Raw genomic sequence first — 24289 nt, forward strand, 5'->3', positions numbered from 1 at the left:
ATTCTGGTTCTCGGGCCATGCTCAGGGAATCTGTCATGACGACGCTCGCCGCCGACCGCGAAATCGAAGCCCTGATGGCGCTTCACCCGAAAGGCTTCGACCTTTCGCTCGACCGCATCACGCGGCTCTTGGAGCGGCTTGGCAATCCGCAGGATCTGCTACCGCCGGTCATCCATATCGCCGGTACCAACGGCAAGGGCTCCTGCGCCGCCTTCTCGCGGGCGTTGCTTGAGGCTTCCGGCCGCCTCGTGCATGTCCACACCTCGCCGCATCTGGTCAGCTGGCACGAGCGCTACCGGCTTGCCGCCGAAGGGGGCGGCAGGCTGGTCGACGACGATGTCTTCGCCGAGGCCATCGCCCGTGTCGCCAAGGCCAATGACGGCCAGAAGATCACCGTCTTCGAGATACTCACCGCCGTCACCTTCATCCTGTTTTCCGAACACCCGGCCGAAGCCGCCATCATCGAGGTCGGCCTCGGCGGCCGCTTCGACGCCACCAATGTCGTGGAGAGGCCCGCCGTGTCGGTGATCATGCCGGTGTCGATGGACCATGAGGCCTATCTCGGCGACCGGGTCGAGCTGATCGCCGCCGAAAAGGCCGGCATCATGAAGCGCGGTTGCCCGGTGGTGATCGGCGCTCAGGAAAGCGAGACAGCGCTGCAGGTGCTGATCGAAACCGCCGAGCGGCTGGAATGCCCGACCTTCGTCTACGGCCAGGATTTCCTCGCCTTCGAGGAAAACGGCCGCATGGTCTACCAGGACGAGGACGGGTTGATGGACCTGCCGCTGCCGCGCCTGCCCGGGCGCCACCAGGTCGCCAACGCGGCTGCGGCGATCGCCGCGGTCAAGGCAGCCGGCTTCGAGATCAGCCACCGCGCCGCCGAAAAGGCGGTGACCAATGTCGCCTGGCCCGGCCGTATGCAGAAACTGGCGCCGGGCCGGCTGGCGGACCTGGCGCCAAGGGGCGCCGATATCTGGCTCGACGGCGGTCACAATCCGGGCGCCGGCGTGGTCGTTGCCGAGGCACTGGCCGAACAGGAAGAAAAGAACCCGCGTCCGCTGTTTCTCATCTCGGGCATGATCAACACCAAGGACCAGAGCGGCTATTTCCGTGCCTTCAAGGGCCTCGTCCGGCATGTCTACACCGTGCCGGTGAATACGAGCGATGCCGGCGTGCCGAATGACGAACTGGCGATCCGCGCCACGGAGGCCGGGTTGACGGCCGAGCCGATGAGTTCCGTCGCCAACGCCCTGATGCTACTTCGCGACACCTGGGACGGCCCGCCGCCGCGTATCCTGATCGGCGGCTCGCTCTACCTGGCCGGCGCGGTGTTGGACGAGAACGGCACGCCACCGACCTGAGGCCATTCACTGCAAGGAGCCGGTCATGATCAAGGTCAAGCAGCTCGCCCATGTCTGCATCTTCGCGCATGACCTGGAAGCGACGCGAGCCTTTTATCGCGATGTGCTCGGCCTCGACACGCAGTTCAATTTCGTGCGCGACGGCAAGGTGTTCGGCTTCTATCTCAATTGCGGCGGCCGCAGCCATGTCGAGGTGTTCCAGAAGGATGGCACTGCATATAGCGAGCAGAACCAGATCAACCACTTCTGCCTTGAGGTGGAAAACATCGATGCGGCGATTGCCCATATCAAGTCAAAGGGCATCGAGGTTACGGCCAAGAAACACGCCTGCGACAGCACCTACCATGCCTGGATCCGCGATCCCAACGGGGTGAAGATCGAGCTGTTCGAATACACCGACGAAAGCGCGCAATTCGTCGGTGGCGACCGCATCGCCGACTGGTGATCGCTCAGCGGTGCGACCGGCTTATTTCAGCTCGACCTCGATAAACGCGTATTCGCCCTCATTGGCGTTGATGACGTCGTGTTCGACACCCTCCTTGCGGAAATAGGGCGAGCCCTTCTTCATTTCGGCGAAGGATTCGCCATCCTTGGTCACCAGTTTCACCTTGCCGTCCATCAGCGGCACCACGACATAGTCGTGGCCATGGCGGTGCCAGCCGGTATTGTCGCCCGGCTGGAAGCGGTATTCGGTGACGATGACGCGCTCATTGTCGATGAAGACGGTGGCCTTGGCGGATCCGGTCATGACGTTCTCCCTCTATCTGCTGCCAACAGAAGACATGGAGTGCCCGGACGTGAGGGCCAGAGAAGCCCAGCGATGACGCCAACAAAAAGCCCGGCGCGAGGCCGGGCTTTTCAATCCGAATTTTTCCGGGGGTCAGGCGAGGCTGCCATTGATCCAGTGCGAGAGCGCGGTCTTGGGCGCGGCACCAACCTTCATGTCGGCCACTTCGCCGCCCTTGAAGATCATCAACGTCGGGATCGAACGCACGCCGAACTGTGCGGCGAGTTCGGGGTTCTCGTCGATGTTCAGCTTGGCGATCTTCACCTTCGCGCCAAGTTCGGTGGCGATGTCTTCAAGCGCCGGGGCGATCATCTTGCAGGGACCGCACCATTCCGCCCAGAAATCGACGACGACCGGTACGTTGGCGTTAAGCACATCGGCCTGGAAATTGCTCTTGTCGACCTTGACCGTGGTCATGCGGAAAATCCTTTCGAAAGTTTTCGTCGCACCAAATGTGGTGGTTCTCGCGCCCTTCTTCAAGCAGGTCTTGTGTCACGCTCCCGTGAGTCGGGCAAGGGCGTCATCCATGGCCCCGGCCGGCAGTTCGATCAGCCGTGGCGCTTCGGTGAACAGCAGGGCCGCCTTGACCTCGCGCCCTGGATAAAGCGGCTGCAAGAGGGCGCGATAGAGCGCCAACTGCAGCAGATAGGCCGGCGGGACCTCCGCCAGGGAGGCAGGCGCCGGCCGGTTGGTCTTGTAGTCGACGATCGAGACCGCGTCCGCTGTCACCGCCAGCCGGTCGATCTTGCCGGAAATCGAGCGGTTTTTACCCCTTACCTCCAGGCTGCCCATGATCGCGACCTCGGCGCGCGAGGATGGCGCAAACAGCTGGCCGAGATGGGGGTCGGAAAGGATGGCGGTGACCGAGGCCAGGGCTTTTTCGCGCTCTGCCGGCGGCCATTCCGCACCCGTTCGCGCGAGGTAGCGTGCCGCCGCGCCCTCCCGTTGGTCCTCGGCAATGCCGGGCAGCATTTGCAGCAATTTATGCAGCGCGAGCCCGCGCAGCACGGCAAAGCCTGGCTCGCCATCGGCATCGAGCACCGGCGAAGCTTTGTCGACCACCGTTTCCTTGCCTTCTTCGATCAGCGCCGAGGCGCCGGATGGCGAGAGCGGCCGCGGCAGATCCTCGAAGGGCGGCAAGGGTCGAAACAGGTTCGTCGGCAACGGGCCGAAAGCGTCCGTTTGCCTCGCTTGCTCTGCCGTGGCGAGCGCCACTGGCGGCAGCTCGGTGACATGGAAACGGTATACCGGCTCGCCGCCGGCAGGATGCGCACGCTGTTCGCTCTCCGGCGCCCCGATCAGCGCACGGCTGACGATCGAATGCCAGGTGCCGGTGTTCGGCGCCCGCTTGCCGTGATAGCCGCAGACGATCAGCCGGTCCTCGGCGCGAGTCATGCCGACATAGAGCAGCCGGCGGTATTCGTCGTCGGCGAGTTCGCGTGCCCGCGCCGCCGCCGCCTTGGAGAAGCCGTTCGCGACATCGCTGGCCGAACGCCAGAGATAACCCTTGCCGACCCAGCCCGAGCCGTCGAATGGCATCAGGCGTGGCAAATGCTGGTCGCTGAACGGGGCGGAGCCGCCATCGACCAGGAACACGACAGGCGCTTCCAGGCCCTTGGCGGCATGCACGGTCATGACGCGGACCTCGTCGCGGGTCTGGTCCATCTCGCGCTTGATCTCGGGCCCGGCGTTTTCCAGCGTCGACAGGAAGGCTTCCAGCCCGGGCAGGCCGGTTCGTTCCTCGGCAAGGCAGAAACTCAGGAACTCATCGAGAATGTCGCCGGCTTCCGGGCCGAGCCGCGCGATCATCTTGCGGCGCACGCCATCACGTGCCAGGAGGCCGGCATAGAATTCGAACACCGGCTTGAAGGCGGCCTCATCGGTCCAGATGTCGAGTTGGGCGACGACTAGCGCCAGCGCTTCGCTTTCGCCGGCATGCTGGCGCAGCGACGCGGCCAGCGACAGGCCGGGCGCTCGTTGCGCGGCGAGCGCAAAAAGCGTCTCCTCCGGCAGGTCGAAGATCGGGCTGCGCAGCACGGCTGCAAGCGACAGATCGTCCTGCGGCTGGATGAGGAGGCGGCCAAGCGCGATCAGGTCCTTGACCGCGATGTGGCCGGGCAGGCTCAGCCGGTCGGCGCCGGCGACCGGAATATCACGGCGCTTGAGCGCCCGCGTCAGCGCGTGGACGAAGCTGTCGCGCTTGCGCACCAGCACCAGCACATCACCGGGCCGCAACCGCTTGCCACGGCCCTCGATGATCTCGCCGTTGCCGATCCAGCCGGCAATCGTGGCCGCGACATTCTCGGCAACCCGCACCGCCGGCGCGTGGGCGTGGTCGATCGCCTGCGTCCAGTCGTCGGGCTCGTCGACGATATCGGCACCGATCGACGGCCACACCTCGACATAGCCCGGCGCGTCGGTGCGGATCGCCTTATGGCTCAGCGGGTCGGGATCGTGGCTGATGCCGCGCCGCACGACAGGATCGGCAAAGACGCGGTCGACGGCGGAAAGCACATCGTCGGTCGAGCGGAACGACCAGGTCAGCTTGAGGTCGGCGAAAGACGCCTCGGCGTCGCGCACCCGCCTGGCGAACAACAGCCGGCTGTCGGCGAAGGAATCCGGGGCCGCACCCTGGAAGGAATAGATCGACTGCTTCTCGTCGCCGACGGCGAACACCGTGCGGTGGACACGGTCGCGGGCGCCGAAGCCGGCGAAAAATTCTTCCGCCAGCCGCTTCACCACCTCCCATTGATCCGGGCTGGTGTCCTGCGCCTCGTCGAGCAGGATGTGGTCGATGCCCTGGTCGAGCTTGTATTGCACCCACGGGCCGGCATCGGGCCGCGCCAGCAGGTTGACCGTGCGGGTGATCAAATCGTTGAAGTCGAGAAAGCCGCGGCCGCGCTTCAGCACCTCGTAGCGGGCGATCAGGCAGTCGGCGATGGTCAGCGCGGCAGCCGTGCCTTCCAGCATCCGGAACAGCGCCAGCCGGTCGACGGTCTCGATGATGGCGCTGGATGCCGACAGGTAACGCTCGGCCAGATCCGGCAGCCGGTCGGTCAGCGCTTTCTTGAAGGCCTTTGCCGGATCGTAGGGATCGCCATCGGTCTTGAGGAAGGCCCTTGCAAGCTGCTGCAGGCGGCGAACGGGATCGCTCTCGGCGAAGGCCCGGCGCGCATAGGGCAGGATGTTGTTGAGCACCGACCTGGCGTCGGTCGATTCGGCGGTCCGGGCAAAACCGGCGAAATAGTCCGGCAGGAAGCCGGGCAGCGGCCAGGCCGAGGCCGCTATGCCCTCGGCGGTCTGGCCAGGACGGAAACGGAATTCATCGAACAAGGGCTGGAAGCCGTCACGCCCGACCGCATCGAGGAAATGACGCAAGCCGTCGCGCTTGCGCACGATCTCGCCCAGCAAGGCATCGAGCCCGGCTTCGCCGCCGCGTTCCAGCACGGTGGCGAAGGCCTCGGTCAAATCCGCATCACTGGCGGCCGAAATCATCTCCCGGCGCGCGGCGGCAAAGAGCGACGCTTCCATCTGGCTGTCCAGCATCTCGAAATGGGCCGGGATGTTGGCTTCCAGCGGGAACTGGTGGAGCACGGATTCGCAGAAGGCGTGGATGGTCTGGATCTTCAGCCCGCCCGGCGTCTCCAGCGCCTCGGCGAACAGCCGGCGTGCACGGCGCATGGTGTCGCGGTCGGGCCGGCGGCCTTCCAGCGCCTCGATCCTGGCGGCGAGATCCGCGTCGCCAAGGGACGTCCATTCCGACAGCGTCGAGAACACCCGGTTCGACATGTTGGCGGCCGCGGCGCGCGTATAGGTCAGGCACAGGATCTTCGACGGATCGGTGCCGTTGAGCAGCAGCCGAATGACGCGCTGGGCAAGCACATGGGTCTTGCCGGAGCCGGCATTGGCCGACACCCAGGCGGAGTTCTGGGGATCGGCTGCACGGGCCTGGCTGGTCGCGGTGTCGCTCGGGATGGGATAGGCCTTCTTCATGCCTCCCCTCCCTCGTCACCGGCATCGCCGCCGGCCGACCATTCGAGCACGCGGGCGAGGTGGTCGTAGTCGCCATCGGTCTCGCCTTCGCGAAACGGCAGCGCCCGCGACAGATAGCCGGTCTTCGGGTCGGCATAATGGATCAGCAGCTTTTCCAGCCGTGCCCAGGCTTCTTCGGCCAGATCGGAAGCGGTTCGCGGCTGGCGATTGTGCTCGAGAATGGACTCTTCGAACACCTCGCCGTTCGGCTTCAGCCTGATGAAGGCCAGTTGCGAGGGCTCGCATGCGCCCAGATCCTTGAAGGCCCCGCGCCTGAGCAGTGCGCCTTCGAGCGCCAGCTGCGGCGCCAGCAGCGTGTGTGCCTGTGCCTTGGAGGGCGAGGAGCCGGTCTTGTAGTCCAGTATGTCGGCCATGCCGCCGGCCAGCAGGTCGACGCGGTCGGCATAGCCGGACAGCGTCACGCCGGACTGGCCGACGACGGTTTTTCCGGCGCGCTCCTCGGCATGCCGCCGTATCACCGCGTCGGCGCGGGTGCGCTCCCATTCGACGATGTTGGCGGCGAGTTTTTCGAAGCGCGGCCACCACACCGCCTCGACATCGGGCGGCAGGGCGGCCTCGGCAAAACAGGCGCGCCCGGCAGCGATAAGGCCGGCAAGCGCGTCCGGCGCGCGCGGGTCGGCCACGCTGGAGGAGAACAGGTGGAGAATGGCATGGAACAGCGTGCCGCGCTCGGCCGCACCGGGATCGCGGATGAGCGGCTCGAGCGGCATCAGGCCGAGGATCCGCCTGGCATAGACGGCGTAGGGGTCGCGGCGCAGGGTCTCGATCTCGGTGACCGAGAAATGTGTTGGGCGCACAGACAATGGTGGCTTGGGCTGCGGCCGTGGTGCGAAATCCTGCTTCGGGCCGGTATCCAGCGCGCGCGCCCAGGCGAGCAGCTCGTCGCCTCGCCGGCGAAGAGTTGCCGCCTGGTCGTTGCCGATGAAGGTCAGCAGCCGCTGCAGCCAGCGTGACGGGACCGCCGGTGCATCGCCGGAACGCGCCGAGCGCGCCAACAGCACCTTCCTCGCACCCATCGCCATCTGGAAATCGTGCGCGGCAAGGCCGATGCGCCGTTCGGGCGGCTCGAGGCCGATGCCGGTCTTCATCAGCCGCGACATGAAACGGTCGCTCTCGGGTTTGCGCGGCCACACGCCTTCGTTGAGCCCGCCGATGACCAGCGTGTCGACATCCTGCAGCCGCGCTTCCAGCGCACCCCAGATGGCGATGTTCCGGTCGGTGCCCTGTGCCGGCTTGACCGTTTCGGGTGCGATCAGCGCGCCCATCACGTCGGGCCACTCGTTCGCCGCGAACGACAGCGACGCTGGAGCCGCGACCAGCCCGCGCAGCAATTCGGCGAGTTTTTCGCCGGCATCGCCGGCGTAGAGTTCGCCAAGCCCGCCATCGGCGGTGCGGCCGAGATGCTCCAGCGCCACCACGCTGGCTTCGACCAGCGCGGCAAGGTCGGCGGTCGCCTGGCCGCGAAACGCTGCAAGCGGTGCCAGCGCTCGGTTAAGACGTTCGAGCAAATCCCGCGCGCTTTCAATGGCGCGCACGGTCAGCCGCGCAACCCAGAAGGGCGGCCGGCTGCCTTCGTCGAGGTTGGTGAGGCGGGCCTCGAACAAGTCCGGCAGCGAAGCGATGTCGGGGCGGCCGGTGCCGCCGCGCAGCGCCACCAGTTCGACCAGTTCCGCCGCATGGCGCACGTCGGCTCTCCCCAGACCCAGACAGAGCAGGGGATGCTTGAGCAGGGACAAGAGACCGACCGGATCGCCTGGCCGGAACACCGCTTCGAGCGCCAGCCTGAGCAGGCTTGCCGCCGGGCTGTTGGCGAGCGGCGTGCCGCCGGAATCATCGGCGACGACGCCGAAGCGCTTGAGTTCGACCGAGACGCGTCGCGCCAGCGCACGGTCGCCGGTGACGAGAGCAGCCCTTTGGCCCGGTTCTTCGACCGCTCGCTTGAGCGCGACGGCGATGGCGACGGCCTCGTCGCGCTCGCTGGCGGCTTCGAGCAGCGTCACGTCGGCGAAGGCAGCGGCAATGTCCGGCGCGGAAAATGCGTTACGCGTCTCGGCCCACAATTCGGTGGTTTCGGCCGGCCGCAGCGCCTCGCCGACAAGGGCCGCGCGGAGCGCCAGCCGGGGTTCGGCCACGCCGATCTCCTCGACATCGCCGCGCAGCACGCCGATCTTGCCGATCAGCCTGGCCAGGCCGTATTGCGGATGGCCGAGCACGGCCGGCCGCGCGCCGGGTGCGACAAGCGCCTGGAAGGACGCTTCGTCCAGCGTCCGGTCGAGTCCGGGCAGCACGATGGCGCCGCCGGGCAAGCGGGCAATCGCGGCAAGCAGTTCAGCCGTCGCGGGGATCGAACCGGTCGAGCCGGCGGCGATCACCGGCCCGGCGGGCGGATTGCGCCGCAGCCGCGCGGCTTCAGCCCTAATCAGCGCGCTGCGATGCGCGGCCGGATTGGACCGGTCTTGCTCTTCGAGGAATTTCGGCCAGGCATCGGTGACGATGCCGAGGAACTCAAGCGTCACCTGCCACCATCCGGCAAGATTGCCGGTCACCAGGCCTTCAAGCTTCGCCCAGTCCGTGCCTTCCGTCTCGATCTCGTCCATCAGCCCCGCGAGATCGCGCGCCAGCCAGATCGCGTCGGCGGTCGAGGCCGGGATGACGATCTCCTCGGCGAAGAGTTTGGCCACATGGGCCGGCAGCCGGCGTTTCCAGGCGCGCACCAGCGGCGTCAGCAGCAACAGGCGTTCGGTCGCCCCGATCGGTGGCGCAAGATCGATTGCCGCCGACGGCTCTGCCTCGAAAGCGGCTTCGTCCTCGTCGAATTCCCCGAGCGGCCGGATGACGGGCAGGATCGCCGAACCGCCGCCGCCACGCGCCTTCAGGCTGTCGACGAAGACGCCGCGCAAGGCCCGCGCCGCGCGGCGCGTCGGCACATAGATGGTGACGTCGGCCAAAGCGAGCGGATCGCCGTCGAAGCGAAAGCCTGGAACCAGTCGGCCGGCAAGCAGCGCCTCGGCCAGCGTCGGCAGAAACGGCGCTCCGGAGGGAATGGAGAAAACGCGGCTTGGGCCGCTCATTGCGACTCGTATAGCGCGCCGGCGACTGCCGCTTCGGCGAGCGGGATGGCATCGGGCGTGCCGACGGTGATCCAGTGGCCGTGCATCGGCATGCCGTACAGGCGGCCGGCTGCAATGGCTTTGTCGAAATAGGCGTTGAGCGAATGCGGTTCGGCGGATGCGTCCGCGAACAGGCGCGGATGGATGATCGCCGCGCCGGCATAGATCAGGCCCGCCGGGTCTCCATTCGAACGCCGCAAGGCGCCGTCCGGCGCCACCAGGAAATCGGTGGAGCCGCAATGTCCGGTCGCCTGATGGAGATCCGCCAGCATCAGCAGAATATCCATTTTCGCTGCGTTCCATGCAAGGGCGAGGCGGCCGAGATTGAGCGGACCATGGTCGATCCAGAACGTGTCGGCGTTGAGGATGTAGAAGGGTTGCGCACCCAGTTCCGGCAGCGCCTTGACGATTCCGCCCGCGGAATCGAGCAGTCGCTCGCTTTCATCGGAAATGATGACGCGCGGCACATGGCGCTGGGCGACATGGGAGACGATCTGTTCGGGGAGATAGTGGACGTTGACCACGGCCTTGCCGACACCGGCGGCGGCCAAGCTGTCGAGACCCCAGTCGAGCAAGGTCTTGCCGGCGACCCGGACCAGCGGCTTGGGGATGGTGTCGGTGATCGGCCGCATGCGCTTGCCGAGCCCGGCGGCGAGTACAATGGCTGTGTCTGGTCTCGCTGTCACAGCGCACGTTCCTCCAGCAGCCCGTGCGCATCGTAGAACTCCCGCAGGCTGCCGAGCGCGGGGTGGGACAGCGCCCGGCGCAGATAGTCGCGGATGCGCGGCAGGTGCTTCAGATAATAGGGTTTGCCGTCGCGCTTTTCGAGCCGCACGAAAATGCCGAGGATCTTGGAATTGCGCTGCGCGGCCATGATTGCATAGGATTCCAGGAAACTCGCCTCGTCGAAGGCGCCCGCCTTATGGCGCGCCGCGATATAGGCATCGAGTGTCCGTCTCTCGATCCCGGGCGATATGGTGACGCGGGCATCCATGGCAAGCGACGCCAGATCATAGGCTGAAGGCCCGATCAGCGCATCCTGGAAATCGACGATGCCCAGCCGGTCATGGCCGGAGCGGTCGCCGCGCCAGATGATGTTGGGCGAATGGAAGTCGCGCAGCATCAGCGTGTATTCACTGGCCCGCAGCCGGTCGAAAAGCGCGTTCCACTCCCTGGTATAGCCGGCGCGCAAATCGTCGCTTGGCGGACCGCCCGATATCGCCGGCACGTACCAGTCGACCAGCAGGTCGGCCTCGATCATCATCGCGGCGCGGTCGAATGGCGGTACGGTATGGAACCTGCCCGGCCCGGCTTCGAGGCGACGCGGCCAGGTCTTGCCATGCATCATGGCCAGCAGTTCGGCGGCCGCCGCGTAGCGCTCCGCCAGCGGCTCGCCATCCCCGCCGAGAAACCCTTCCGAGCCGAGATGTTCGATGAGCAGGAATCCCTGCTCCTGGTCCTCGGCATGGATATCGGGAACGCTGACGCCGCCGGCCTTCAAGGCATGGTCGATGGCGACGAAGGCCGACACCGACTGGGCGGTGTGGGCAATCACCGCATAGGGCTTGCCGTCGCGCACCGGCGGGCCGAGCACCAATCGTGGCGAGTTCATCAGCACCCGCGGCTCCCGGCCGGCAAGCGACACGACCTCATAGGAGCGGGCAGAGGCATCGCCGATGAAATGGCGACGTTGTGCCTCGCCCCAGCCGACGCTTTCCAGAAAATCGCGCATGGCCAGCGACCGTGCGGCGCGGTCGAAGGTTGCCCCTTGCCCCGACAATCGTGCCTGCCGCCCTTCGCCATGCTGCACAAGCTCGATCAACAGCGATGCCTTCGGCAGATAACCCTCGGCCCGTTCAGGCCATTCGACCAGGGCCGCTCCTTGCGTCAGCGCTTCGTCGAAACCGAGTTCGTCGAGTTCGGCCGCCGAGGACAGGCGGTAGAGATCGAAATGATGGACCGGAATGCGCGTGTCGTAGCTTTGCACCAGGGTGAAGGTCGGGCTCGGCACGTCGAGACCGGCATCGTCCGCCAGCGTCCGGATCAGGGCCCGCGCCAGCGTCGACTTGCCGGCGCCGAGTTCGCCCTTGAGCGCCAGCACGTCACCCGCGCGCAGCGCCAGCGCCAGGTCCTCGCCCAACCGCGCCGTCTCTGTCTCGTCAGCGAGCAAACGCTCCAGCACCAGGGCCGTCATCGAAGCGCGCTACTCGGCCGCGGCGCGGATGCCGGGCATGTCGGGGAAAGTGCAGATGACGGTCGTGCCCTTGTCCTTGCCGGTTTCGATGCGGACGCCGCCGCCATGCAGCTCGACGAAGCTCTTGACGATCGACAGGCCGAGGCCGGCGCCACGCCGGCGGCCGCCATTGGCGCGCGGCTCGAAGCGGCGGAACACCGAATCGAGCACATCGGGCGGCATGCCGGGCCCATCGTCATGAACCGAGAATTCCACGCCGTCCGCCAGATGGCGGCAGGCGAGCCGGATGGTGCTGGCTTCCGGCGCGTAGTTGGCGGCGTTGCTGAGCAGATTGTAGAGGATCTGGCGGATGCGGGTCTCGTCGCCGTGGAACGTCTTGGGCGCAGCCTTGGCATCGACCTCGAGCCGGATCGAATGTTCCTGCAACCGGTCGGCAACCAGTTCGGCGGCCGCCGCGATGGTGCGGTCGACATGCACCTCGGAAATGTCGAGCTGCATGATGCCGGCATCCACCGTCGCGAGGTCCAGTATGTCGTTGACGATGGTCAGCAGCACCGAGGACGAAGAACCGACATGCTCGACATATTCGCGCTGCTTCTGCGTCAAGGGCCCGGTCGTCGGTAGCGAGAGCAATTCGGTGAAGCCGATGATATTGGTCAGCGGCGAACGCAGCTCGTAGGATACGTGCTGGACGAAGTCGTTCTTGAGCTGGTCGGACTTTTCCAGCGCCTCGTTCTTGTCCTTCAGCGCGCGTTCGACACGGACGCCGTCGGTGACGTCGACGAAAGTCATCATCACCTGCCCGTTGGGCAACGGGATCATGGCGTAGCGCAGCACGGTGCCGTTGTTGAGTTCGGTCTGGCCGTGGCGGTCGCGGCGTTCGTCGTCGAAGCCGGTGATGGCGGCGACGAAGCTGGGCCAGGGGCTGTCCACCGCTTGCCGGTCGCAAAGGTCACGTATGGTGGAGACGTGCACATTCGGCTTGGTCGCTTCGGCATCCAGCCCCCACAGCGTTGCGAAGGCCGGATTCGACAGCCGAAGCTTGCCATCGGGACCGAACACGGCCACGCCCTCGGCGAGATTGTCGAGCGTTTCGCCCTGGACACGCACGGCTGTCCGGTAGCGACTTTCGAGATCCATTTTCTCGGTCAGGTTCTCGAACACCCAGGTGACGCCGCCCTTGGGTTGCGGGTTGGCGACGACGCGGATGGTCTTGCCATCCGGCAGGTGCCACCAGTGCTCCTGCGATTCGACCGCGCGGTAGGCGCCCAGCAGGCCTTCCTTCCAGCGGCGCCATTCGGGCTGCTCGGCGATCTTGCCTTCGCTGCGCAGCCGGTCGAGCAAAAGAGCGTTGTCGGGCGCGCTGTGCAGGAAGCCACTGTCCAGCCCCCACAGTTTCTGGAAGGCCTGGTTGAAGAAGCGCAGTTTCTCGTCGGTGTCGAAGATGGCGACCGCGGTGTTGAGCTGGTCGAGCGTGTCGGCGTGGCTTCGCACGGTGCGTTCATACTCGCCGCGAATGGACTCGATGGCGCTGGTGTCGCAGGCAAGGCCGGCCGAACCGTCGGCGCTGGCGAAGTCGGTCACCGCGAACACCCGGCGGTCGCCTTCGATCACCGTGGAGAGCGACTGCTCGAAAACCGGATGCAGTTTGTGCTGGGCCTCGATCGCCTCGCGCGCCTGGCCGCCGAGGAATTCCTTGGCGTCGCGCACGGCGGCTTCCGCACTCTCGGCTTCGACCGCGTCGGCATAGGCGCGGTTGACCCATTTCAGGCGCCCATGCTCGTCGCGCAGCCACGCCGGCATTTTCAACGCTTCGAGCAGGCCGATCATCGTGTCGTGGTCGGCGGCCAGCCGGTGGTTCTCGATCTTCAGCCGCGCCTGGCTGCGCTGTGTTTCGGAAAGCGACACAAACCGCACCAGCACATGCGCTGCGCTCTTGCGGCCATGCACTTCGAGCGGGGCACCCGCCTGCGATTCGATGACGAGGTCGAAGGGCCTGGCCTTTTCGCGCAACGCGGCAATGGCATGTTCGAGCGCCGCCGCCGAGCGCGGCATCAGCCAGCGGCCGAAGGCGAGGAACGCCGCCCGTTCCTCCGGTGCGCCGCTTTCGACCGGCAATATGCCGACGAGCTCAGGTTTCTTGTTTTCCGAGGCCCAGACGATGACGCGCTGGTCGCGCAGATTGAGCAGCGCCTCCGAACGGCGCAGCGCCGCGTTGACGTCGGCGACGCGGCTTCTCAGTTCGACATTCTCCGCCGAGGTGCGGGCGCGTTCGCGGATCAGGACGATGGCCGACAGAAATGCCGTGCCCGTCACGCCGACGAACACGGCAAGCTGCATGACCTCGATCGTGCTGATCGAAAGACCGGCCGTCGATACACCGGCAGCTTGGGCACGCGCCGCCGCGCCAAACAGCGGGCCGGCAAGCATGGAGCCGGCAAGCAGCAGCCCCGCGCGGCCACGCCATGAAAGACGCTCGCGCCGGGTTGCGGAGCCAGTGGTCCCCGAATCGTCATGGCCGCCGGAAACGGCCTGTCCCGCTCCGTGCGGGTATTGCCCCGGCATGTCTTGGTCCTCTCCGCCGACTGAATGCAAGACCGCCCTGATACGCGCCTCTCTTGATCCCCTCTCGGGCCGGAAGCGTCGCGAATCACCTGACAATAAACCCTCGCCGAATCGCCGTGAAGGCTGATCGCGCGCAAAAATAAAGCCGGGCGAAAGTCAATCGCCCGGCGTCAATATCTGGTAGTAAATTTCGCTTTGGTTAATAGCGGTAGTGTTCCGGCTTGAAAGGACCCTGCGGCGTGACGCCGATATAGGCGGCCTGTTCGCCCGACAGTTCGGTCAGGCGGGCGCCGAGCTTGTCGAGATGCAGGCGCGCGACCTTCTCGTCGAGGTGCTTGGGCAGGACATAGACCTGGTTCTGGTACTGCTCGCCCTTGGTGAACAGCTCGATCTGCGCCAGCACCTGGTTGGTGAAGGACGCCGACATGACGAAGCTCGGATGGCCGGTCGCGTTGCCGAGATTGAGCAGGCGGCCTTCCGACAAAAGGATCATCCGCTTGCCGTCCGGGAAGGTGATCATGTCGACCTGCGGCTTGACGTTGGTCCACTTCAGGTTGCGCAGCGACGCCACCTGGATCTCATTGTCGAAGTGGCCGATGTTGCCGACGATCACCATGTCCTTCATCGAGCGCATGTGGTCGAGGGTGACGACATCCTTGTTGCCGGTGGTGGTGATGACGATGTCGGCGGTTGGAGCCGCGTCTTCGAGCGTGACGACTTCAAAGCCGTCCATCGCCGCCTGCAGGGCGCAGATCGGATCGACCTCGGTGACCTTGACGCGGGCGCCGGCGCCCTTGAGCGAGGCCGACGAGCCCTTGCCGACGTCGCCATAGCCGCAGACGACCGCCACCTTGCCGGCCATCATCGTGTCGGTGCCGCGGCGGATACCGTCGACCAGCGATTCCTTGCAGCCATACTTGTTGTCGAACTTCGACTTGGTGACCGAGTCGTTGACGTTGATGGCCGGGAAGGGCAGCAGGCCCTTCTTCTGCAACTGGTAGAGCCTGTTGACGCCGGTGGTCGTCTCTTCGGTGACGCCGCGGATCGCCGCCTTCTGCTTGGTGAAGAAGCCGGGCGAGGCCTTCAGGCGCTTCTTGATCTGCGCGTAGAAATATTCCTCTTCCTCGCTCTGCGGATTGGACAGCACGTCCTCGCCGGCTTCGGCGCGGGCGCCGATCAGGATGTACATGGTGGCGTCGCCGCCATCATCGAGGATCATGTTGGAGAGGCCGCCATCGGTCCACTGGAAGATCCGGTCGGTGTAGTCCCAGTACTGCTCCAGGCTCTCGCCCTTGACGGCGAACACCGGAATGCCGGTTTCGGCGATGGCCGCGGCCGCGTGGTCCTGGGTCGAGAAGATGTTGCAGGACGCCCAGCGGATATCGGCGCCGAGCGCCTTCAGCGTCTCGATCAGCACCGCGGTCTGGATGGTCATGTGCAGCGAGCCGGTGATGCGCGCGCCCGTGAGCGGCTTCTTTGCGCCGAATTCCTCGCGGCAGGCCATCAGGCCCGGCATTTCGGTTTCGGCGATATCCAGTTCCTTGCGGCCCCAGCCGGCAAGCGAGATGTCGGCGACCACATAGTCCTTGCTACCCGTCATGGCAGTGCTCCGTGCGAAGTGTTGTGCGTGCGAATTGGTTGCGGATGCGCCCGCGTTGGTTGGCGCGTGGAAGGGCGCGAATTGCCGGCCTGACTAGCAGATCGGCGCCAAGACGACAATGGGATATAAAGAAATCTTTATCCCTGCATGTCCCTAGAGGCTGCTTAGGCTGGGCCTTCGGGTCAGCTTTCCTCGCCGAAGCGGGAGGCGACGAGCTGCTCCAGCGCGTCCATGACCTCAAGCGCTTCCGGGCCGCTGGCGGTGACGCGGATCGAGTATCCAGGACTGGCCGCAAGCATCATCAGGCCCATGATCGACGTGCCGCCGACCTTGACGCCGTCCTTCTCGACATGGACGGAGGCGTCGAAACCGCTGGCGAGCTGGACGAACTTCGCCGAGGCGCGCGCATGCAGGCCGCGCTGGTTGACGATCGGAAACTCCCGGACAATCTGGTCTTTTTCCGGGGATAGTGCGTTCATTTGCTGCTCAGAAGCTGGCTGGCGACGTTGATGTATTTGCGGCCGGCGGCCTGCGCCTCGTCGAGCGCTGCGGCCATGTTGTCGCCCTTGCGGATCGATGACAGCTTGATCAGCATCGGCAGGTTCATGCCGGCGATCACTTCGGTGCGGCCGGACTCCATCACCGAGATGGCAAGGTTCGACGGCGTGCCGCCGAACATGTCGGTCAGCACGATCACGCCCGCCCCCGTGTCGACGCGGGCCACGGCGTCGATGATGTCGCGGCGACGCTGCTCCATATCGTCGTCGGCACCGATCGCCACGGTTTCGAAATTGTCTTGTGGCCCGACGACATGTTCGACGGCATGTCTGAACTCGGTGGCCAGTTGACCGTGCGTTACAAGCACGAGTCCGATCATTCTTTGGTGGCTCCCGTCATCGCCGCTTCACAGGCGCATTTTATGCTCGCCAGCCATTCCAGGCGGCGGGAGCGCTATCTTGTCGACGCGAGGCCCGTTGACAAGCCCAAAATTGCGCCGGCCCATGCCATTTTGACGCATTGCAGCAAAAAACCGGGGGTGGATCATAGAAAAGGCATGATCGACAGCCGCGCCATCACGGCCGGCAAGGCAGCCTGGACATTGCGCTCGGCAAGATCGATCCGCGGTACCGCGCAGCCGGCGATGTCGTCGCTGGCGTCCTCCTGGAAGCGGGCGATTTCCCCAGCCGGCAGCAGGCGCACATGCAGGTCGACGACGCAGGCAGGTTCGAACGCCAGCGGCCGCGGCCCAAGTCCCGGCACCTCGGCGAGACCTTCTATGGTGGCGGGCGCGCGGCACACCAGCCGCCCCGCATGCGCCTCGGCGAAAAGCTGATCGTCGCCGATGAGCCGTGAGAACAGGCCGCGCTGGCGGCAATGGTCGATCAGCGCCAGCGCCAGCGTCGTCTTGCCCGAACCCGAAGCCCCGCTGACGAGAATGCCGCGCTCGCCGATCAGCAAGCCCGTAGCGTGAATGTTTTCAGGCCGCACGACTGGACCAGCAATCACGCATCGGCCGGCAGCGTCACGACGAAGCGCGCGCCCTTGATCTCGCCGGGCTTGGTGCCGGGGATGTTTTCGGCGGTCAGCGTGCCGCCATGGGCCTCGACGATCTGCCTGGAGATCGACAGGCCAAGGCCCGAATTCTGGCCAAACGCCTCGCCGGCCGGCCGGTCGGTGTAGAAGCGTTCGAAGATGCGGTCGATGTTGTCGGCGCGGATGCCGGGACCGTTGTCGTCGATGGTGAGGATGTTGAACTTGCCGGCACGCGCCAGCGACAGGCTGATATGGCCATGGTCCTCGGGAACGAAGGAGCGGGCGTTTTCGATCAGATTGGTGATGACCTGGCCGATGCGCAGATCGTGGCCGACGACGAAATAGCCTTTGACGCCTTGCGGCAGCTTGGCGACCTTGAACTCGATCTCGACGGCCTTCTTGTTGCGCGTTGCCTCGCGCGACACGGCGACGAGGTCGGTGATGAATTTCTTCAGGTCCACCGTTCCGGCGTCTTCGCGCGCGAGCTCGGCGTCGAGACGCGAGGCGTCGGAAATGTCGGTGATGAGCCGGTCCAGCCGCCTGACGTCATGCTGGATGATCTCCATCAGCCGGCTGCGCGAATTGTCGTTCTTGGCCAGCGGCAAGGTTTCCACCGCGCTGCGCAGCGAGGTCAGCGGGTTCTTCAATTCATGTGAAACATCGGCGGCGAAGCTCTCGATCGCCTCGATGCGCGCATAGAGCGCGTTGGTCATGTCGCGCACGGCGATCGACAGATTGCCGATCTCGTCCTGGCGGTCGGAGAAATCCGGGATCTCCTCGCGGCTCTTGACGCCGCGCCTGACCCGCACCGCCGCGGCAGACAGCCGGCGTAGCGGGTTGGCGATGGTGGAAGCCAAAAGCATCGACAGGATGGCGGTGACCAGAGCCGCGATGCCGAACACGCGCAGGATCGCCTTGCGCTCCGCGGCGACGATCTTGTCGATGTCGCCGCCTTCGGTCGACAGCATCAGCACGCCTAGGACGGCGCGGAAGCGCTGGATCGGCACCGCCACCGAAACGATCTGCTCACCCTGTTCCGAGACGCGCACGATGGTCGACGGGCTGCCGGTCAGCGCCTTGACCACTTCCGGGAAGGCAGCGCCATTGCCGCCCGGCTGCTCGCGATAGACCGGCAGGTCGGTGTTGCGGAAGAAGTCGAAGATGAACTTCTGGATGCGCTCGACAAGGTCGGGCTCCTCCTCCTCGACCGGCGGCAGGTCGTAGCGCAGGATCTGGCCGCGCGAATAGAGATGGCGCGAATCGAGCAGCAAATTGGCGTCGCGGTCATAGATGCGGGCCCGCGTCCGCGTCGGCGAGATCAGCCGCCGCAGCACCGGCGCGACACGCTCCGGATTGATCGGAAAGTCCAGATTGTCGAGCTGGTCCGAACCAGGCCCGAGGCTCTCGCCGGCCTGCAGCTCAAGCAGCTTTTCCGGGTCGATGCTGATCGAATCGGTCTCGACCGTCGCCGACGCCGCGATCGCGCCGGCGATGATCTCGCCCTGCGTCATCAGGCTTTCGACGCGGGCGTCGATCAGCCCGTCGCGGAAAGTGTTGAGGTAGAGGATGCCGGTGACCAGAACAGCCAGTCCGGCAAGGTTGAGGAACAGGATGCGTCGCGTCAGGCTGGAAAAGATGTGGTGGCCGAGGAAGCGGCGCATCGGCACCGTGATCTTCGAAACGAAGGACGGCATGATGCGCGACGGCCGCCTGGCGGCGCCCGTCGGCCTGCTTCGCTGTGCTTCCACTGCCATCGAATAGCAGCTCCCGCCTAATTAGTGAGTAGTGAGCAGGCAGTAGGGAATAGAGAAGTGGTTGAGATCGTGGCCATGTGTGAGTGGCCGCTCGCACCATTCAAAAACGGACTACTGACTATTCCCTACTGCCTACTGCCTACTGCCTATTCACGCCTCGCGGAACCGGTATCCGACTCCGTAAAGGGTTTCGATCATCTCGAAGTCGTCGTCGACAGCCTTGAACTTCTTGCGCAGCCGCTTGATGTGGCTGTCGATCGTACGGTCATCGACATAGACCTGTTCATCATAGGCCGAATCCATCAGCGCATCACGGCTTTTTACCACACCGGGGCGCTGCGCCAGCGAATGCAGGATCAGGAATTCGGTGACGGTGAGCGTCACCGGCTCGCCCTTCCAGGTGCAGGTGTGGCGTTCCTGGTCCATGACGAGTTGGCCGCGCTCGAGCGAACGGGCCTGCTGGCTGGGCGCTTTTGCCGCGGCCTCGCGGGCGCTGGCTCGGCGCAGGACGGCCCGTACCCGCTCGACCAGCAGGCGCTGCGAGAACGGTTTGCGGATGAAGTCGTCGGCGCCCATCTTGAGGCCGAACAATTCGTCGATCTCGTCGTCCTTGGAGGTCAGGAAGATCACCGGCAGGTCGGACTTCTGGCGCATTCGGCGCAGAAGCTCCATGCCGTCCATGCGCGGCATCTTGATGTCGAGGATGGCAAGATTCGGCGGGCGCGCCGCCAGGCCTTCCAGCGCGGACGCACCATCCGTATAGGTCTCGACGCGATATCCCTCGGATTCGAGGGCGATCGACACCGACGTCAGAATGTTGCGGTCGTCATCGACAAGCGCGATTGTTGCCATTTCAAGCGGCTCCCTCATGAGCTGTCCCTTCTTTAGTAGAGAAGGGGCTTTTGCAGGACAAATTAGGTACAAAATGTGGCATAGGCCTTGTCCGCTGTCACGCGCGGGGTGCCGCCGGCCACAATCCAACCTCGACATGGATTGGACGAACGAACATCGCCAATCCTTTGGGCAACCGTGAAACTTTTCGCATATATAAACGATTTAAACAACTTTCAAAATATTTAAATCGATTAATGATTTGATATCATTTGGCTTTTCTGGTTCTGACCATATTAGCCTGCGTAGTGGGCATGCCGGAAATGCGCCGGCAAAGATGCGGAAAATCTAAGAAGGGACACCCATGTCGGAAGTCGGCACACGCAATCCTGCTTGCGCGATCGATCGTATCGGCCTGAAAACCTCTGGCGTGGTGCGCTACAATTTCGGTGCGGCTGCCCTTTATGAGGAATCGATCCGGCGCAATGAGGCCCGGCTGACCGCGCATGGCGCGCTGGTCGCCGAGACCGGCCAGCACACAGGCCGTTCTCCCAAGGACAAGTTCGTGGTCCGCGACGCTGCCACCGAGCCGCATGTTTGGTGGGACAACAACAGGGCGATCTCGCCAGCCCAGTTCGAAACGCTGCTCGCCGATTTCCGCGCCCACGCCGCGGACAAGGATCTTTATGTACAGGACCTGGTCGGCGGCGCCGATGCCGAGCTGAAGCTGCCCACCAGGGTGATCACCGAATTCGCCTGGCACTCGCTGTTCATCCGCAATCTTCTGATCCGTCCGGGCAAGGCGGAACTCGAGCAGTTCCTGCCCGAGATGACGATTATCGACCTGCCGTCCTTCCGCGCCGATCCCGCCCGCCACGGCAGCCGCACCGAAACGGTGATCGCCGTCGACCTGACCCGCAAGATCGTGCTGATCGGCGGCACCTCCTATGCCGGCGAGATGAAGAAGTCGGTGTTCACCATGCTCAACTATCTGTTGCCGGAAAAAGGCGTGATGCCGATGCACTGCTCGGCCAATGAAGGTGCCGGCGGCGACGCCGCCATCTTCTTCGGCCTGTCGGGCACCGGCAAGACCACGTTGTCGGCCGATCCGTCGCGCACGCTGATCGGCGACGACGAGCATGGCTGGGGGCCGCACGGCATCTTCAATTTCGAAGGCGGCTGCTACGCCAAGACGATCAAGCTGTCGGCCGAAGCCGAGCCGGAGATCTTCGCCACCACGCAGCGCTTCGGCACCGTGCTGGAAAATGTCATCCTCGACGCCGATGGCGCGCCGGATTTCAACGACGGCCGGCTGACCGAGAACACGCGCTGCGCCTACCCGCTCGACTTCATACCCAATGCCTCGAAGACCGGGCGCGCCAGCCATCCCAAGAACATCATCATGCTGACCGCCGACGCTTTCGGCGTGATGCCGCCGATCGCGCGGCTGACGCCGGCGCAGGCGATGTATCACTTCCTGTCCGGCTACACCGCCAAGGTGGCCGGAACCGAAAAGGGCGTCACCGAGCCCGAGGCGACGTTCTCGACCTGCTTCGGTGCGCCGTTCATGCCGCGCCATCCCTCGGAATACGGCAATCTGCTGCGCGAGCTCATCGCCCTTCACGGCGCCGATTGCTGGCTGGTCAACACCGGCTGGACCGGTGGCGCCTACGGCACCGGCAAGCGCATGCCGATCAAGGCGACGCGCGCGCTGCTTGCCGCCGCTCTCGATGGCTCGTTGAAGGCAACCGAATTCCGCACCGACGCCAATTTCGGCTTCGAGGTGCCGGTGACCGTGCCTGGCGTCGACAGCGCCATTCTCGATCCGCGCTCGACGTGGGCCGACAAGGCTGGCTATGACCGGCAGGCAGCAAGGCTGGTCGGCATGTTCGCCGTCAACTTCGAGAAATTCGAAAGCCATGTCGATGCCGTCGTACTGGGTGCGGCACCCCGTATGCAGGAAGCGGCGGAATAATGGTCCAATCGCTTGGCATCCAAGCCGTTGGCACATTGCCAGCACCATTGAAGGTCCGGTTTCGATCGCCAGCCCTTAACTGAAATGTGGACGTCATTTTGAGGCTTTCGCTGAACCCCATAAGTCGCAAGGCTTTATGGGGTTTTCTCTTACTGGAAAAATCTGAAACAGGCGAAAATCCAACTCTATCCAGTCGCTGCGGATTGACGTCCGCGGCTTCCTCGATAATTATACGGGGTATAATTATCGAGGTGTGGGATGATCAAAGGTCATGTATTCATTGCAACCAGCCTTGACGGATTCATCGCCAGGGACGACGGCGAAATCGAATGGCTGCTCGAACGCGACGATCCGTCTGAAAACCACGGCATGGATGATTTCATTGAAAAGGTCGACGCAGTCATCATGGGGCGCGGCACTTTCGAAGCCGTCCGAGACGTGAGACCCTGGTTTTATAGGCGTCCGGTTCTTGTTCTCTCAGCCACGCTCGCGGATCAGCCGGTTCCTGACGAGCTTGAAGGCAGAGTCCGTTTTTCTGGAAAGTCCCCTGAGCAGGCAATGACGATGCTGGAGGCCGAGGGATGCCGCCACGTCTATGTAGACGGTGGGCTGGTTATCCAGTCCTTCCTGCAACTAGGTTTGATCAACGACATGACAATCACGCGGGTGCCGATCCTGCTCGGTAGCGGCCGCTCCTTGTTCGGTCCGACAGCATCGGACATTTGCCTGATCCACGAAGAGACCCGATCGTTTCCTTCTGGGCTCGTTCAATCGCGTTATCGGTTGGCAGCGTGACCGCACGGCAGCGCGGACGACCACCCCGTGATCAGGTAGGCGTCACCCCCGGGGCGATGCTTTCCACGGCACTTGAGATTCTGGACGGTGAAGGTGCCGAAGCGCTGACCATGCGTGCCCTGGCCAAGAGGTCGGGGATCAATCCGATGACCATCTACCACCACTTTGGCGATCGAGACGGGCTGATCAGGGCGCTGTCGGAAAGGGTCTATGCGGGTGTCGCCGCTCCACAGAAAGGAAGTGCTCGAACGCGGCTGGAGGAGCTCTTGCAGTCCTATCAATCGCAGGTGGTGCAACACCCCGGCCTGACGCTCACTATTTTCAGCAGACCATCCGTCTTTCCCGATCAAGCGAAGCGCATCACCGACGACCTGAGGACACTGCTACGCGAACTTGGCCTACCGCCGTCGCGATCACAGCTATGGGTGAGCATTCTCGTCGACTTCACGCATGGCGCAGCGCTCGCCACCGCTATGAGTCGGCGATCCGAAAATGAGGACGGCCAAAAAACGAGTATCGGGGACAAGGAATATGCGAGCGCCTTGGCTGAACTGTTGGATAGTCTCGACAGATCAAACTGATCAGGCCCGGCTTGCCTGCTCCACGACGCTCCCCAACATCTCAAGCAATCGTCGCAAAGTGGACGCATGTCCCAGCTTTGCGACCACATTTTGGTTAGGGGGCTGGGTTTCGATCGGGCCTTTTCTTTTTCGGCCCGCCGCGCCATGACTGCGGCATGCCGATCGACGACGACATCATCATATCCGGCGAAGCCGTGATCCATCCGGGCGACCTGCACGAGGATTTCATCCGCTCGTCGGGTCCCGGCGGCCAGAACGTCAACAAGGTGGCCACGGCGGTGCAGCTGCGCTTCGATGCGCAAAACGCCGCGGGCCTGTCGGAACGCGTGCGGGCCCGCACCATCAAGCTTGCCGGCCAGCGCGCCACCAAGGACGGCGTCATCGTCATCGAGGCCGGACGCTTCCGCACCCAGGAACAGAACCGCGCCGATGCGCGCGCAAGGCTGACCGCACTGGTCGCCAAGGCCGCCGAGCCGCCACCGCCGCCACGCAAGAAGACGCGGCCCTCGAAAGGCGCGGTGGAACGGCGGCTGAAGAGCAAGGCCGGTCGCGGCACGATCAAGAAGCTGCGCGGCCGGGTAGAGAACGATTAAGCACCGCGAAAGCTGCAGGGCGCGGGCGGCTTCCAATTCTGGGTTGCAGGTGGCAAGCTGCGGTCACCCACCACAGCAACGGAGACCAACGATGGGCATGTTCGATTTCGTCAAGAGCGTCGGCAAGAAACTGGGCATCGGCGGCGACGACGAAGCCGCACCCACGGCCGACACGCTCAAAAAGGAACTCGATTCGCACAAGCTCGGCACCGATGGCGTGCAAGTCGTCGTTCAAGGCGATACGGCGGTGCTGAAGGGCGTCGTCAAGGACCAGTCGATCTTCGAAAAGGCGGTCATCGCCGTCGGCAACACGCTGGGCGTCTCCAAGGTGCAGGCCGACGAGCTGCAGGTCGCACCGGACGCCGGCAAGTCGGCCGCCCCCGCCAAGGAGCCGACCTTCTACACCGTGCAGAAGGGCGACAACCTCTGGAAGATCGCCGAGAAAAGCTACGGCAAGGGCCAGGGCGCCAAGAACACCGTCATCTTCGAGGCCAACAAGCCGATGCTGACCCATCCCGACAAGATCTACCCGGGCCAGGTCCTGCGCATCCCCTGAC

20 protein-coding genes are annotated in these 24289 nt (G+C 64.6%); 7 read left to right on the top strand and 13 right to left on the bottom strand.

Annotated features, from left to right (window positions below; genetic code table 11):
- The first annotated feature begins 35 nt into the window (after nt 1-35).
- Entirely contained in the window at nt 36-1361 is a 1326-nt protein-coding gene (locus LB568_RS29895; protein WP_224732028.1) for a bifunctional folylpolyglutamate synthase/dihydrofolate synthase, read from the top strand.
- A 25-nt stretch (nt 1362-1386) separates the two neighbouring features.
- On the top strand, nt 1387-1806 hold the full coding sequence (locus LB568_RS29900; protein WP_224732029.1) for a VOC family protein: 420 nt from the start codon (nt 1387-1389) through the stop codon (nt 1804-1806).
- Nucleotides 1807-1827: 21 nt separating this feature from the next.
- On the opposite strand, the gene LB568_RS29905 is transcribed toward LB568_RS29900, so the two are convergent.
- From LB568_RS29905 to LB568_RS29965, 13 genes are all read right to left on the bottom strand, one after another.
- A complete protein-coding gene (locus tag LB568_RS29905; RefSeq protein WP_023765617.1) occupies nt 1828-2109 on the bottom strand; it encodes a cupin domain-containing protein in 282 nt (93 codons plus the stop codon).
- A 132-nt stretch (nt 2110-2241) separates the two neighbouring features.
- Nucleotides 2242-2565 (bottom strand): thioredoxin, encoded by a 324-nt coding sequence (trxA, locus tag LB568_RS29910; protein ID WP_013891648.1) that lies wholly within the window; start codon nt 2563-2565, stop codon nt 2242-2244.
- A 75-nt stretch (nt 2566-2640) separates the two neighbouring features.
- Nucleotides 2641-6141, bottom strand: a complete 3501-nt coding sequence (gene addA / locus LB568_RS29915; protein WP_224732030.1) for a double-strand break repair helicase AddA — start codon at nt 6139-6141, stop codon at nt 2641-2643.
- On the bottom strand, nt 6138-9272 hold the full coding sequence (gene addB / locus LB568_RS29920) for a double-strand break repair protein AddB (RefSeq protein ID WP_224732031.1): 3135 nt from the start codon (nt 9270-9272) through the stop codon (nt 6138-6140). The genes addA and addB overlap by 4 nt, the downstream gene beginning before the upstream one ends.
- Nucleotides 9269-9997, bottom strand: a complete 729-nt coding sequence (locus LB568_RS29925) for a nucleotidyltransferase family protein (protein ID WP_013891645.1) — start codon at nt 9995-9997, stop codon at nt 9269-9271. Before LB568_RS29925 ends, addB begins: the two co-directional genes overlap by 4 nt.
- Nucleotides 9994-11505, bottom strand: coding sequence for a tRNA (adenosine(37)-N6)-threonylcarbamoyltransferase complex ATPase subunit type 1 TsaE (gene tsaE, locus LB568_RS29930; protein ID WP_224732032.1), 1512 nt, complete (start codon nt 11503-11505; stop codon nt 9994-9996). The genes LB568_RS29925 and tsaE overlap by 4 nt, the downstream gene beginning before the upstream one ends.
- Nucleotides 11506-11514: 9 nt before the next feature.
- Complete coding sequence (locus LB568_RS29935) at nt 11515-14070, bottom strand: sensor histidine kinase (RefSeq protein ID WP_013891643.1); 2556 nt, start codon at nt 14068-14070, stop codon at nt 11515-11517.
- A gap of 199 nt (nt 14071-14269) precedes the next feature.
- Complete coding sequence (ahcY, locus tag LB568_RS29940; protein WP_224732033.1) at nt 14270-15670, bottom strand: adenosylhomocysteinase; 1401 nt, start codon at nt 15668-15670, stop codon at nt 14270-14272.
- A gap of 182 nt (nt 15671-15852) precedes the next feature.
- Nucleotides 15853-16149, bottom strand: a complete 297-nt coding sequence (locus LB568_RS29945; protein WP_013891641.1) for an HPr family phosphocarrier protein — start codon at nt 16147-16149, stop codon at nt 15853-15855.
- On the bottom strand, nt 16146-16547 hold the full coding sequence (locus LB568_RS29950; RefSeq protein ID WP_013891640.1) for a PTS sugar transporter subunit IIA: 402 nt from the start codon (nt 16545-16547) through the stop codon (nt 16146-16148). The genes LB568_RS29945 and LB568_RS29950 overlap by 4 nt, the downstream gene beginning before the upstream one ends.
- 164 nt (nt 16548-16711) lie before the next feature.
- Entirely contained in the window at nt 16712-17176 is a 465-nt protein-coding gene (locus tag LB568_RS29955; protein WP_412033937.1) for an HPr kinase/phosphorylase, read from the bottom strand.
- Nucleotides 17173-18957: a sensor histidine kinase gene (locus LB568_RS29960; protein ID WP_013891638.1), complete on the bottom strand. Its 1785-nt coding sequence runs from the start codon at nt 18955-18957 to the stop codon at nt 17173-17175. The genes LB568_RS29955 and LB568_RS29960 overlap by 4 nt, the downstream gene beginning before the upstream one ends.
- A 150-nt stretch (nt 18958-19107) precedes the next feature.
- Complete coding sequence (locus LB568_RS29965; RefSeq protein ID WP_010912942.1) at nt 19108-19809, bottom strand: response regulator transcription factor; 702 nt, start codon at nt 19807-19809, stop codon at nt 19108-19110.
- Between the two features lie 343 nt (nt 19810-20152).
- On the opposite strand from LB568_RS29965, the gene LB568_RS29970 reads away from it, so the two are divergent.
- The 5 genes from LB568_RS29970 to lysM all read left to right on the top strand — a co-directional run bounded on the left by LB568_RS29970 (nt 20153) and on the right by lysM (nt 24288).
- Nucleotides 20153-21763: a phosphoenolpyruvate carboxykinase gene (locus LB568_RS29970; RefSeq protein ID WP_013891637.1), complete on the top strand. Its 1611-nt coding sequence runs from the start codon at nt 20153-20155 to the stop codon at nt 21761-21763.
- Between the two features lie 258 nt (nt 21764-22021).
- Nucleotides 22022-22558 carry a dihydrofolate reductase family protein gene (locus LB568_RS29975; protein ID WP_224732034.1) on the top strand — a complete coding sequence of 179 codons (537 nt, stop codon included), beginning with the start codon at nt 22022-22024 and terminating at the stop codon, nt 22556-22558.
- 56 nt (nt 22559-22614) lie between these two features.
- Nucleotides 22615-23139, top strand: a complete 525-nt coding sequence (locus LB568_RS29980; protein ID WP_224732035.1) for a TetR/AcrR family transcriptional regulator — start codon at nt 22615-22617, stop codon at nt 23137-23139.
- A gap of 155 nt (nt 23140-23294) precedes the next feature.
- Nucleotides 23295-23732, top strand: coding sequence for an alternative ribosome rescue aminoacyl-tRNA hydrolase ArfB (gene arfB, locus LB568_RS29985; protein WP_013891634.1), 438 nt, complete (start codon nt 23295-23297; stop codon nt 23730-23732).
- A gap of 91 nt (nt 23733-23823) precedes the next feature.
- The gene (gene lysM / locus LB568_RS29990) at nt 23824-24288 is read left to right on the top strand and encodes a peptidoglycan-binding protein LysM (protein WP_224732036.1); all 465 of its coding nucleotides are present in this window, start codon (nt 23824-23826) and stop codon (nt 24286-24288) included.
- Nucleotide 24289 lies beyond the last annotated feature (1 nt).

The organism is Mesorhizobium sp. B263B2A (assembly GCF_020165775.1).
Lineage (GTDB): Bacteria > Pseudomonadota > Alphaproteobacteria > Rhizobiales > Rhizobiaceae > Mesorhizobium > Mesorhizobium opportunistum.

What these genes read in the sequence shown, in the direction of transcription:
- LB568_RS29895 (WP_224732028.1), top strand. Translation starts at nt 36, where the DNA reads ATGACGACGCTCGCCGCCGACCGCGAAATCGAAGCCCTGATGGCGCTT.
- LB568_RS29900 (WP_224732029.1), top strand. Translation starts at nt 1,387, where the DNA reads ATGATCAAGGTCAAGCAGCTCGCCCATGTCTGCATCTTCGCGCATGAC.
- LB568_RS29905 (WP_023765617.1), bottom strand. Translation starts at nt 2,109, where the DNA reads ATGACCGGATCCGCCAAGGCCACCGTCTTCATCGACAATGAGCGCGTC.
- trxA (WP_013891648.1), bottom strand. Translation starts at nt 2,565, where the DNA reads ATGACCACGGTCAAGGTCGACAAGAGCAATTTCCAGGCCGATGTGCTT.
- addA (WP_224732030.1), bottom strand. Translation starts at nt 6,141, where the DNA reads ATGAAGAAGGCCTATCCCATCCCGAGCGACACCGCGACCAGCCAGGCC.
- addB (WP_224732031.1), bottom strand. Translation starts at nt 9,272, where the DNA reads ATGAGCGGCCCAAGCCGCGTTTTCTCCATTCCCTCCGGAGCGCCGTTT.
- tsaE (WP_224732032.1), bottom strand. Translation starts at nt 11,505, where the DNA reads ATGACGGCCCTGGTGCTGGAGCGTTTGCTCGCTGACGAGACAGAGACG.
- LB568_RS29935 (WP_013891643.1), bottom strand. Translation starts at nt 14,070, where the DNA reads ATGCCGGGGCAATACCCGCACGGAGCGGGACAGGCCGTTTCCGGCGGC.
- ahcY (WP_224732033.1), bottom strand. Translation starts at nt 15,670, where the DNA reads ATGACGGGTAGCAAGGACTATGTGGTCGCCGACATCTCGCTTGCCGGC.
- LB568_RS29945 (WP_013891641.1), bottom strand. Translation starts at nt 16,149, where the DNA reads ATGAACGCACTATCCCCGGAAAAAGACCAGATTGTCCGGGAGTTTCCG.
- LB568_RS29950 (WP_013891640.1), bottom strand. Translation starts at nt 16,547, where the DNA reads ATGATCGGACTCGTGCTTGTAACGCACGGTCAACTGGCCACCGAGTTC.
- LB568_RS29960 (WP_013891638.1), bottom strand. Translation starts at nt 18,957, where the DNA reads ATGGCAGTGGAAGCACAGCGAAGCAGGCCGACGGGCGCCGCCAGGCGG.
- LB568_RS29965 (WP_010912942.1), bottom strand. Translation starts at nt 19,809, where the DNA reads ATGGCAACAATCGCGCTTGTCGATGACGACCGCAACATTCTGACGTCG.
- LB568_RS29970 (WP_013891637.1), top strand. Translation starts at nt 20,153, where the DNA reads ATGTCGGAAGTCGGCACACGCAATCCTGCTTGCGCGATCGATCGTATC.
- LB568_RS29975 (WP_224732034.1), top strand. Translation starts at nt 22,022, where the DNA reads ATGATCAAAGGTCATGTATTCATTGCAACCAGCCTTGACGGATTCATC.
- LB568_RS29980 (WP_224732035.1), top strand. Translation starts at nt 22,615, where the DNA reads ATGCTTTCCACGGCACTTGAGATTCTGGACGGTGAAGGTGCCGAAGCG.
- arfB (WP_013891634.1), top strand. Translation starts at nt 23,295, where the DNA reads ATGCCGATCGACGACGACATCATCATATCCGGCGAAGCCGTGATCCAT.
- lysM (WP_224732036.1), top strand. Translation starts at nt 23,824, where the DNA reads ATGGGCATGTTCGATTTCGTCAAGAGCGTCGGCAAGAAACTGGGCATC.